Here is a 2034-nt window from a genome sequence, read left to right as displayed (position 1 = left end):
CGGCACGGCGAATGCCAGCGATCCCACCCGTGGCGGTGCCGGCAGCGGCGGTGCGGCTGGCGGTCTCGCCGGCTCTCCCGGCCCCACGCGTCTCAGGGACAGCGCCGGTGCGGGCGGCGCTGCCATCATCGGCAGCAACCTGTCCATCACCAACAACGGCACGATCAACGCCGGTAGCTATGGCTCCGGCAACAGCGGCGCTCCGGTCAATGCCATCACCTTCACCGGTGGCTATAATTCGCTCGAGATTTGGGGCGGCTCCACGATCAATGGCAATGTCGTGGACCAGACCGGCAATGGCATGTTCCGGCTCGGCGGCGCAGCCAACGGGACCTTCGATGTTTCCACGATCGGCGCACAGTACCAAGGCTTCACGTACTATGATAAAGCCGGGACGGGCACCTGGACGCTGACCGGTGCGACTAGCGCAGCGACCGCCTGGACCGTCCACCAGGGGACGCTTGCGATTTCACAGGATGCAAGCCTCGGGTCGTACCGCGGAGGGCTCACGCTGAGCGGCGGCACGTTGGAGACGACCGCGTCGTTCACGATGAATCACGTGCTCCAAATCGGCATTGGTGCTGGCACCGTCCAGACGGATTCGGGGACGACGCTGACGGTGGCCAACGGGATCGGGGGCTCCACTATCTACGGGAGCCTGACGAAGACCGGCGCAGGCACGCTGAACCTGACCTCGGCCGCCAGCTATATTGGTGGTACCACAATCAAGGGCGGCACGCTGGCGCTGAGCGGCGCCGGATCGATCGCCAGCTCCTCCAGTGTGACCGTCAGCAGCGGAACATTCGATATTTCCGGGACGACCGCGGGGGCGTCGATCAAGGCTCTCGGCGGCGGTTTCACCAGCACCGTCGCCCTCGGCAGCAAGACCCTGACGGTGAACAACGCGTCGGGTGGGGCTTATATCTTCTTGGGTTCGATCACTGGCACCGGCGGTCTGGTGGTCTCGAACGGCATAGAGAACCTGTGGGGCCACAACACATACTCGGGCGGGACGACGATCGGTTCGACCGGTTTTATTAGCTTGGCGGCATCGGCCACCGACAGTACCTATGGCCTCGGATCGGGCGCCGTAAACATCCAGGCCGGTGGCGTCCTTCAGGCCAGCACGAGCGGCGCCTTTACGTTCCGGAATGCTCTCACGGGCGGCGGGCAGCTGTCGGGCACGGGTACAGGCGGCGCGTTTGCGTTCGACGCGGCTGCCGGTACGGCCTTCGCCGGCACGGTCGCGCTCATGAACAACACGTTCGCGCTGTCGGGCGTGAACACCGCGGCCTTGACCAACGCCAAGCTGTCGCTGAACGGCGGCAACGTCACGACCGTCGGCGCCGGAACCCAGACCATCGGCGGTTTGGCGGTTATGGGTGGCACCGTCATCTTCGACGCAACGGCACCGGCCCGGACCGGCGCCAACAGCCTGATCAACACCGGATCGCTCGATGTGAGCAGCACCGGAACGATCCGGGTCAACATTCCCGGTACTTACGTGCTGCCGGCTGCGACCCCGCCGGGCAGCCTGTCGCTGTTCCAGCAGAGCCATGCCAATGCCGGACTGCAACTCGTGTCGGCTTCGGGCACGGTCACCGGCTCGGGCGCCGGGCTGACGCTGCAGGACCAGAACGGCAACGCGATCTCCGCAGGCCAGAACGTCAACCTGCAGCAGAACGGCCAGACGGTCGCGGTGGCGACCTACAATTACAACCTCACCACTGGCGCCAACCAGGATGGCCTCTATGTCGGCTATGGCCTGACCCAGCTCGCGCTGCAGGCCGGCAAGCAGCTGACGCTGACCGAAGATGTCGGCGCCACGGGCAGCAATGCCGATCTCGCCGCCAGGCTGACCGGCACCGGCAATCTCGTCGTTGCGGCCAACAACCTCGTCTCGCTGTCCAATGGCGGCAACAGCTTCACCGGCACCACGCTGGTGCAGAGCGGCACGTTGCAGGCGGGCGCCGCCAACGTCATCGCGTCGTCGAGCGCGGTCGACGTCGAGAGCCGGTTCGACACCAACGGCTA

The 2034-nt window shown here is 65.8% G+C and carries 1 protein-coding gene; it reads left to right on the top strand.

The genetic code is table 11. The features are described from left to right. Positions 1-2034, top strand: a 2034-nt coding sequence (locus AB4Z37_RS32885; RefSeq protein ID WP_441520864.1) for an autotransporter-associated beta strand repeat-containing protein, incomplete at both ends; no start/stop codon positions are given.

Source organism: Bradyrhizobium sp. 2TAF24 (assembly GCF_052115025.1).
Taxonomy (GTDB): domain Bacteria; phylum Pseudomonadota; class Alphaproteobacteria; order Rhizobiales; family Xanthobacteraceae; genus Bradyrhizobium_A.
Note: the sequence above shows the minus strand (reverse complement) of the source record. Positions and strands in the feature narration are given on the sequence as shown.